At 68.9% G+C, this 8,094-nt stretch carries 9 protein-coding genes; all 9 read right to left on the bottom strand.

Features of this window, described 5'->3' with window-relative positions; all coding sequences use genetic code 11:
• Positions 1–90: hypothetical protein (locus B2742_RS03400; protein WP_292062989.1), on the bottom strand; the 90-nt coding region annotated here is incomplete at its 3' end.
• A 186-nt stretch (positions 91–276) separates the two neighbouring features.
• Positions 277–1,605, bottom strand: coding sequence for a cell division protein FtsA (gene ftsA / locus B2742_RS03395; protein WP_292062985.1), 1,329 nt, complete (start codon positions 1,603–1,605; stop codon positions 277–279).
• 15 nt (positions 1,606–1,620) lie between these two features.
• Positions 1,621–2,508 (bottom strand): cell division protein FtsQ/DivIB, encoded by an 888-nt coding sequence (locus B2742_RS03390; RefSeq protein ID WP_292062983.1) that lies wholly within the window; start codon positions 2,506–2,508, stop codon positions 1,621–1,623.
• Complete coding sequence (locus B2742_RS03385) at positions 2,496–3,431, bottom strand: D-alanine--D-alanine ligase (RefSeq protein WP_292062981.1); 936 nt, start codon at positions 3,429–3,431, stop codon at positions 2,496–2,498. Before B2742_RS03385 ends, B2742_RS03390 begins: the two co-directional genes overlap by 13 nt.
• Positions 3,432–3,561: 130 nt before the next feature.
• A complete protein-coding gene (gene murB, locus B2742_RS03380) occupies positions 3,562–4,473 on the bottom strand; it encodes a UDP-N-acetylmuramate dehydrogenase (protein WP_292062979.1) in 912 nt (303 codons plus the stop codon).
• Positions 4,470–4,841, bottom strand: a complete 372-nt coding sequence (locus B2742_RS03375) for an Imm63 family immunity protein (protein ID WP_292062976.1) — start codon at positions 4,839–4,841, stop codon at positions 4,470–4,472. Before B2742_RS03375 ends, murB begins: the two co-directional genes overlap by 4 nt.
• A 35-nt stretch (positions 4,842–4,876) precedes the next feature.
• The gene (gene murC, locus B2742_RS03370) at positions 4,877–6,307 is read right to left on the bottom strand and encodes a UDP-N-acetylmuramate--L-alanine ligase (protein WP_292062974.1); all 1,431 of its coding nucleotides are present in this window, start codon (positions 6,305–6,307) and stop codon (positions 4,877–4,879) included.
• Positions 6,308–6,476: 169 nt separating this feature from the next.
• The gene (gene scpB, locus B2742_RS03365; RefSeq protein ID WP_292062971.1) at positions 6,477–7,136 is read right to left on the bottom strand and encodes an SMC-Scp complex subunit ScpB; all 660 of its coding nucleotides are present in this window, start codon (positions 7,134–7,136) and stop codon (positions 6,477–6,479) included.
• Positions 7,133–7,954: a segregation and condensation protein A gene (locus B2742_RS03360; protein ID WP_292062969.1), complete on the bottom strand. Its 822-nt coding sequence runs from the start codon at positions 7,952–7,954 to the stop codon at positions 7,133–7,135. Before B2742_RS03360 ends, scpB begins: the two co-directional genes overlap by 4 nt.
• Between the last annotated feature and the right edge of the window lie 140 nt (positions 7,955–8,094).

Below are 8,094 nucleotides of genomic sequence, written 5' to 3'. Positions count from 1 at the left end.
GACGGCGTTGCCGCCTGCGCCGCCGACGCCGAAGACGACGATCCGGGGCTTCAGTTCCGTGTGTTGCGGACGCACCAGCGAGAGAGACATATTCTTATCCGACCTATTCCGACCCTGCCCTTGACGCCGCCAATACGAAAACCCCGCCGATTCGCATTGGTTATGAGCGCGTTAAGGAAGCACCCGAACTGCTTAAGGGAAGGTTACCGGATAGGGTGAGTCGGTCCTCCGGACACGGACTTCGTTAACCTTGACCGCAGTTTTTGAGCTGTGGCGCTACAGGTTTTCGCGCAGCCAACCCGCCGCCCGCGCCACAATGCCCCCGCGATGGATGCGGGGCGCGTCGGCCGCCGAGATCTGGCGCGACATCAGCTTGCGCGCCGAAACCGCCTCGCGCGGCCCATAGGCGGCGCGCAGCAGCACCCCCGCCGCCGAACAGAAGGCGGGGCCCGAGGCGGCGTCGGCGAGGTGGGGCGCGCGCTGCGGCTTGCCCAGCCGCACCGGCCGGTCGAACACCCGGATGGCCAGCTCGCGCACGCCGTTCAGCTGACTGGCCCCGCCGGTCAGCACCAGACCCGCGCCGGGCTCCAGCCCCACGCCCGCGTTGCGCAGCCGGTCACGCAGCAGCTCCAGAGTCTCCTCGACCCGCGGGGCGATGACGGTCTTCAGCATCGCCCTCTGGACGAAGATCGGGCCGGCGGAGGCGTCCTCGCCGCGCGGCGGGGCCTCCAGCATCTCGCGGTCCTCATGGGCGTTGGCCATGGCCGAGCCGTGCAGGGTCTTGAGCCGCTCCGCGCCCGCCCGCGAGGTCGACAGGCCGCGCGCGATGTCGGCCGTGACGTGGTCGCCGCCAACATTCAGGCTTTCGATATGCAGCAGCGACCGTCCGCCCCAGACCGCGGCCGAGGTCGAGCCGCCGCCCATGTCGATACAGACGCAGCCCAGATCCATCTCGTCGTCTTCCAGCGCCGCCAGGGACGACACCACCGGCGCCGCCGCCACGCCCTGCAGGTCGAGGTGGGCCAGCTCCAGACAGTGGCTCAGCCCGTTGAAGGCGCTCTCGGCCATCGACACGACCAGCAGATCCAGACCCAGCGAATGCCCCTTCATCGAGCGCGGATCATGCACGCCGCGCGCGCCATCCACCGACCAGGCGATCGGCAGGACGTGAATGGGCCGACGGTTCGGCAGCCGGATCTGGGCCAGGGCCATGCCGATGGCCCGCGCCAGATCGGCGTCCCCGACCGGCGTCGCGCCCAGCGACACCCGCGCCTGCACCCGGTGGCTGGCCATCTGGCCGATGGCCGTGGTCACCACGACGCCCGAGACCGGACAACCGGCCGCCCGCTCGGCCCGCTCGACGGCATGACCGATGGCCTGGGCCGCCTCGTCCATGTTGACGATGCCGCCGCCGCGCACGCCGCGCGACTGGACGTGGCCGGCCCCCGCGACCCGGATGGTGCGGTCGGCATGGCGCACGCCGTCCGCCTTCATGATGAAACAGGCGACCTTGGACTGGCCCAGGTCGAGGGCCGCCACCACCGGTGCGCGGCCGGGTGTTTTCCCCACGCCGTCCACAGACTTGTCCACAGTACGTCCGGCCATCAGTCGCCCCTCACTCTACGCTTCGCCGGCGGAGGGCCGGACGGCGACCTCCTCCGGCGTTCTCAGGTCAATGCGGGCGAAGCCCAGCTCCAGCAGCCGCTCGCGCTGGTCCAGGGCGTCGAGCTGGATCAGCGCCGCCTCCTGGTTCGACGCGGGCAGCTGGATCAGGCTGCCGTCCTTGAGCCGCAGGTCCCAACGCCGCTCGTCGACCCGCACCAGGGCCTCGACCCGGCTGGCCAGTCGCGGGCGCTGAGCGATCAGGGGCAGGACTTCGTGGGCCGCCTGTTCGGCGCCCTTGCCGACGACCAGCGGCAGGTTGGGATAGCGGCCGGCGTCGGCGCCGGCGATGACCTGGCCGTGGCTGTCGATGACCTGGTTGACGCCGCCGGTCTGCCAGACGGCCAGTCGGTCATGCTCGATGACATGGACGATCAGGGTGTTGGGCAGCAGCCGCACCACGCGCGCCGACTGGACCCAGCCGATCGCTTCGACCCGCTCGCGCACGGCGTCCAGGTCGATCGAGGTCATGGGCTGGTCGGCCGACAACTGCACGGCCTGCTGAATGGCCCGTGTCGCCTCGGGGCTCTCGCCCTCAATGAACACCTTTTCCAGCTTCAGGCCGAGGCCGGCGGTCATCCCGTCCACGCCATGGCCGATCGAGGCCCCGATGCGCTCGGCGCGCGCACCCGTCGCCAGCACCCCGGCCAGCAGCAGCACGCCGGCGGCGATCGAAATGACGACAGCGCGGGGCGACAGGTCCAGCCGGCCCAGCGCCGCCATCTTCCCGGGCGTGGCCTGGGCGTTGCGCGGCGCGCGGCCGCGCCCTTGGGATTTGGGAGCCGCGCCGCGTTTTGCAGGCTGGTTCGAACTCTGTCGCCGACCGCCGCGAACTACCGCGGGCATGAGGCGTCCTCCACCATCCACCGTACCAATGCTTTGTAGTCCATCCCGACATGGGCGGCCTGCTCGGGACTGAGCGAGGTCGGCGTCATGCCCGGCTGGGTATTGACCTCCAGAAGGACCAGTTCGTCCTTAATATCGTCATAACGAAAGTCGGATCGCGACACGCCGCGGCAGCCCATGGCCGCGTGCGCCAGCTCGGATTCCCGCAGCGCCCGCTCGAAAATATGCGGCGGCAGATCGGCCGGCAGCACATGGCTGGAGCCCCCCGGGGCGTATTTGGCCTCATAGTCGTAGAAACCCTTGGCCGGGGTGATGTCGGTAATGGTCAGGGCCCGCGGCCCGGACGTCTCCCCAAGCACGGTAACCGCCAGCTCCTTGCCGGCGATGAAGGGCTCGACCATCACCTGTTCGCCATAGGTCCAGTCGTCCTGACCCGGCGCGGCGCACGGCGGCTCGCCCTCACGCACCAGATAGACCCCGACCGAGGAGCCCTCGGCATTGGGCTTGATCACATAGGGCGGCGGAATGACGTGGTCGCGCGCCACCTCGAAACGGTCGAACAGCCCGCCGCCGGGCACGACCACGCCCGCGGCCTTCAGCACCGCCTTGGACTTGTCCTTGTCCATGGCCAGGGCCGAGGCCAGCACGCCGGAGTGGGTGTAGGGAATGCCCAGTGTCTCCAGCACGCCCTGCACGCAGCCGTCCTCGCCCCAGGCGCCGTGCAGGGCGTTGAAGACGACATCGGGTTTCAGCGCGGCCAGCACCTGGGCCAGGTCACGCCCGGCGTCGACGCGGCTGACCCGGGCCACCTGCCCTTCCAGCGCATCCGCACAGCCCCTGCCGGACGTCAGCGACACCTCCCGCTCGGACGACAGTCCGCCCATCAGGACGGCCACGTGCAGGTCGGAAAAGGGGCGGGTCATGCGGGGCTCCAGGACGGGAACTGGATGACCCAACTGTCCTTAACAGCCCGTCAACCAATCGACCTTCGTCCCGGCGAAATCCGGCGGTTCAGCCACGAAAGCCCTCCCCTCGACGGGGAGGGGGGAGTCGTCAGCCCGCCCGCCCGATCCGCTTGATTTCCCAGTCCAGCTGGACCCCGGTCTTGGCCAGCACATCCGCGCGCACGGCGTCGCCCAGCCCCTCGATATCCGCCGCCGTCGCCTCGCCGGGGTTGATCATGAAATTGCTGTGCAGCTCACTGAACATGGCCCCGCCGCCGGTGGCCGTGAACAGCTTCCCGCGCCAGCCCGCCTCATCGACCAGTTTCCACGAGGAATGGCCGGGCGGGTTCTTGAACGTCGAACCGCCGGTCTTCTCGCGGATCGGCTGGGTCAGTTCGCGTCGCGAAGTGATCTCGGCGATGCGGGCCGCGACGGCCTCGGGATCGTCCGGCGTCCCGCGATAGGTCGCCTCGATCCAGATGATGTCCGCCGGCGCCTCGGAGTGGCGATAGGTGTAGCCGAAGTCGGCCAGCGCATAATCCACCCGCTCGCCCGCCCGCGTCAGCCCCCAGGCCGAGACCAGAATGTCCTTGGTCTCCGCGCCATAACAGCCCGCGTTCATGGTCAGGGCCCCGCCGATCGTGCCCGGAATGCCCGCATAGAATTCCAGCCCGCCCAGCCCGGCCTTGGCCGAGGCTCTTGCGACCATGGAATCCAGTGCGCCCGCGCCCGCCGTGATCGTGTCGCCCTCGGTCGTGATCCCGGCGAAGGGCCGCCCGGCCAGCCGGATGACCACCCCCTCGACCCCGCCGTCTCGCACGATGACGTTGGAGCCCACGCCCAGAACCGTCACAGGCACGGTCGGGTCCAGCGCCTTCAAGAAGTCCGCCAGGTCATCAGCGTCAGCCGGAATGAACAGGGCGTCGGCGTTCCCGCCCACCCGGAACCAGGTAAACGGCCCCAGCGGCTCGTCCCGCAGCAGCTTGCCGCGGACAGGCGGAACGGTTTCAGTCAGCTTCATCGCTCGTCCTGAAAAGGGTTGAGGGCCAGCACAGTCGCTTGATCAGCGGCGATACGCTGCGCCCATTCAGGCTTCAGACTTTCCATCATCTCGGCCTGAAGAGCGAACCATTGTCGACGACTGTCTTGGCCAGCAATGCGATTGCGCGCCTCGATGTGCGTCGCCTTATCCTGAACAAGCGATTTGAACACTTCGTAGAGCACGGTGTCGTAGTCGCCTCGCGCCAGCAGCGACACCTGCCCTCGCTCCATATAAAGCTTGTCGAACCGGCCAAATGAGGCCTCGGCGAGCCAAACCCGATCATCCCGCTGCCGGTCTTCGGGTCGCGGATAGTCGGCATAGCCGGCCCGTTCGGCGATCAACTTCACCTCCGCGTACAGGTCTTGGAGACCACGCGACATGGCTAGGCCAGCCCCTCCAGCTGCCCCGGCAACGCATACGCCCACTGGGTGATGTCCCCTGCCCCCAGCAGCACCACCAGATCACCGTCCTTGGCCTCCGCCGCGATCACCCCCGGCAGGGCCTCCACGCTCTCCAGCGGGTGCACCGAGCGATGCCCGAACCGCCGGATGCCCTCAACCAGGGCATCCTTGTCGATCCCCTCGATCGGCGTCTCGCCGGCCGCATAGACGTCGGCCACGAACACCGCGTCGGCGTCCGAGAAACAGGTGGAAAACTCCTCCATCAGCGATTCCAGCCGGGTGAACCGGTGCGGCTGGACCACGGCGATCACCCGGCCCTCGGCCACCTGACGCGCGGCCTTCAGCACGGCGGCGATCTCGACCGGGTGGTGGCCGTAGTCGTCGACGATCCGCACCCCGCCGACGATGCCGGTGGTGGTGAAGCGCCGCCGTACCCCGCCGAACCCGGCGAGCCCGGCCTTGATCGCCTCGTCCGATACATCGAGCTCGCGCGCCACGGCGATGGCGGCCAGCGCATTGGCGACATTGTGCCAGCCCGCCATCGGCAGGTGCAGGCCGGTGATCCGGATCGGCTCGTCCAGCGCGGCCAGCCCCTGCGCCTGGATCACCACGTCGAAACGGCACCCGTCGGGCTTCATCTCCACATTGTCGGCCCGGACCATGGCCTGGGGATTGATGCCATAGGTCACCAGCCGCCGGTTATCGATCGAGGCCACCAGCCGCTGCACCTCGGGATGGTCGAGGCAGACGGCGGCGAAACCGTAGAAGGGGATGTTCTCGACGAAGTCCACGAACGCCTTCCGCACCCCGTCAAAGTCGCCGTAGTGGTCCAGATGCTCGGGGTCGATATTGGTGACGATGGCCACCGTCGACTTGAGGCGCAGGAAGCTGCCGTCGCTCTCGTCGGCCTCGACCACGATCCAGTCGCCGTCGCCGACCTTGGCGTTGGTGCCATAGGCGTTGATGATCCCGCCATTGACCACCGTCGGATCCAGCCCCCCGGCGTCGAGAATCGCCGCCACCATCGAGGTCGTCGTGGTCTTGCCGTGGGTCCCGCCGACCGCGATCGAGAACTGCAGCCGCATCAGCTCGGCCAGCATCTCGGCCCGCCGGACCAGCGGAATGCGCCGCTCGCGGGCCACCACCATCTCCGGATTGGTCGCCTTGACCGCCGTCGAATAGACCACCGCCGAGACGCCGTCGCCGATGTGCGCCGCGTCATGCCCGATGAAGATCCGCGCGCCCAGCTTCTCCAGCCGCTCGGTATTGGCCGACGCCTTGGCGTCCGAGCCCTGCACCGAATAGCCGATCTTGAGCATGATCTCGGCGATGCCGCTCATGCCGATGCCGCCGATGCCGACGAAATGCACGGGACCGAGGTCGAAGGGGACGGGGCGAAGGCGAGCGATCATCGGAAGCGATTAGCAAGGGTTGGACGGGATTGCGACACCCGCTTTTCACCCCTCCACCGCCGTTCCGGCGGTCCCCCTCCCCATCGCTGCGCGACAGGGAGGAGACAGCGCTCCGTCTGGGGGGGACCATGCGAAGCATGGTGGAGGGGTGGGTGGTCCCGCCCCGCCCTCAGTCCTCCGCCACGAAATCCTGCGCGAACTCCGGCGCCTCCTCGTCCCCCGGCAACAGGGGTTCGTCGTCGCCGTCCGTGGCCCGCGAGGGGTCGGGCACCTCGAAGCCGACCGGGATCGACAGGTCCAGCAGGCCCGCCGCCTTCATCTCCTGCACGCCGGGCAGGTCGTACAGATTGGACAGGCCGAAATGCTCCAGGAACCGGTCGGCGGTGCCGTAGGTCACCGGCCGCCCCGGCGTCCGCCGCCGTCCGCGCAGCCGCACGAACCCCATCTCCAGCAGCAGGTCCAGCGTCCCCTTCGACAGCGACACCCCGCGCACGCTTTCCACCTCGGCCCGGGTGCAGGGCTGGTGATAGGCGATGATGGCCAGGGTCTCGAGCGCCGCCTTCGACAGACGCCGCGGCTCCTCGCGCTCCTCGGTCATCAGGAAGGACAGGTCGGGCGCGGTGCGGAACTGCCAACGGTCGGCGACACACTCCAGCTCGACCCCCCGCCCGTGATATTTCTCGCGCAGGGCCGAAATCGCCCCGCCCACATCCGCCCCCTCGGGCAGCCGCCGCGCGATCTCGGCCGCCGACAGCGGCCCGGCGGCCGCGAACAACAGCGCCTCGACGCGGCGTTCGATCTCTCCATGATCGGGGGCGAACTGGATCACGGAACCAGCTCCAGCACCTGCCCCATGCCGCGCCGTTTCAGATAGACCTCCGCAAAGGCTTCGGCCTGTTTCACATCCATCGCCCCCTCCTTGACCAGTTCCAGACTGGCCGAGAGGGTCGAGGCGGTAAAGCTGGCCTGGGTCGGTCCGTCCTCCGCCCGCCGCGCGGGCGCCACCTGCTCCAGCGGCGTCCACTGCTCCAGCCGCGGCAGCACATCGCGCAACCAGTCGCGCGCCGCCTCCAGCGCAAAGGCCTCCACCCGCTGGCCGGGATTGTAGTGGCGCTGCTCCTCGCGCCGACGCTGGGTCACATAGGCGGCCATCAGCTCGTACAGGCTGGCGTCGACCCGGTCGGACGGCACGATCACCGTCGCCTGCGGATCGCCGCGCGTGAACACGTCCCGCTTCAGCTGCGGCCGGGCGGTGATCGCCTCCACCGCCTTGCGCATCGCCTCCAGCTTCTGCAGCCGGAAGGCCAGGGCCGCGGCCATCTCCTCGGCGGGCATCTCGTCGCCCTTGCCCTTGTCGGTGCGCGGCAGCAGCAGCCGCGACTTCAGATAGGCCAGCCAGGCGGCCATCACGAGATAGTCGGCCGCCAGCGAGAAATTCCGCCGCCGCGCCTCATGCACGAAGGCCAGATACTGTTCCGCCAGCCGGGTGATCGACAGCTTCAGCAGATCGACCTTCTGCGTCCGCGCCAGCGCCAGCAGCACATGCAACGGCCCTTCATAGCCGTCCAGATCGACGACGAAGGCCTCGCGCTCGTCCACCTGTTCGGCGGCGGTGAAGTCCAGATTGGGCTGGAAGGCGTCGGTCACTGAACGATCTCCTTCCCCCCTTGCGGGGGAAGGTGGGCCGCGGAGCGGCTCGGATGGGGGGTCTGGCTCGGTCGGCAGTATGGTCTGAAGTTCGCCAATCGGACAGGCCGGCGTTCCACCCCCCATCCGTCTCGCTCCGC

This window comes from Brevundimonas sp. UBA7664, assembly GCF_002483305.1.
Lineage (GTDB): Bacteria > Pseudomonadota > Alphaproteobacteria > Caulobacterales > Caulobacteraceae > Brevundimonas.
The sequence above is the reverse complement of the archived record's forward strand: the minus strand, read 5'-3'. Positions and strand labels throughout refer to the sequence as shown.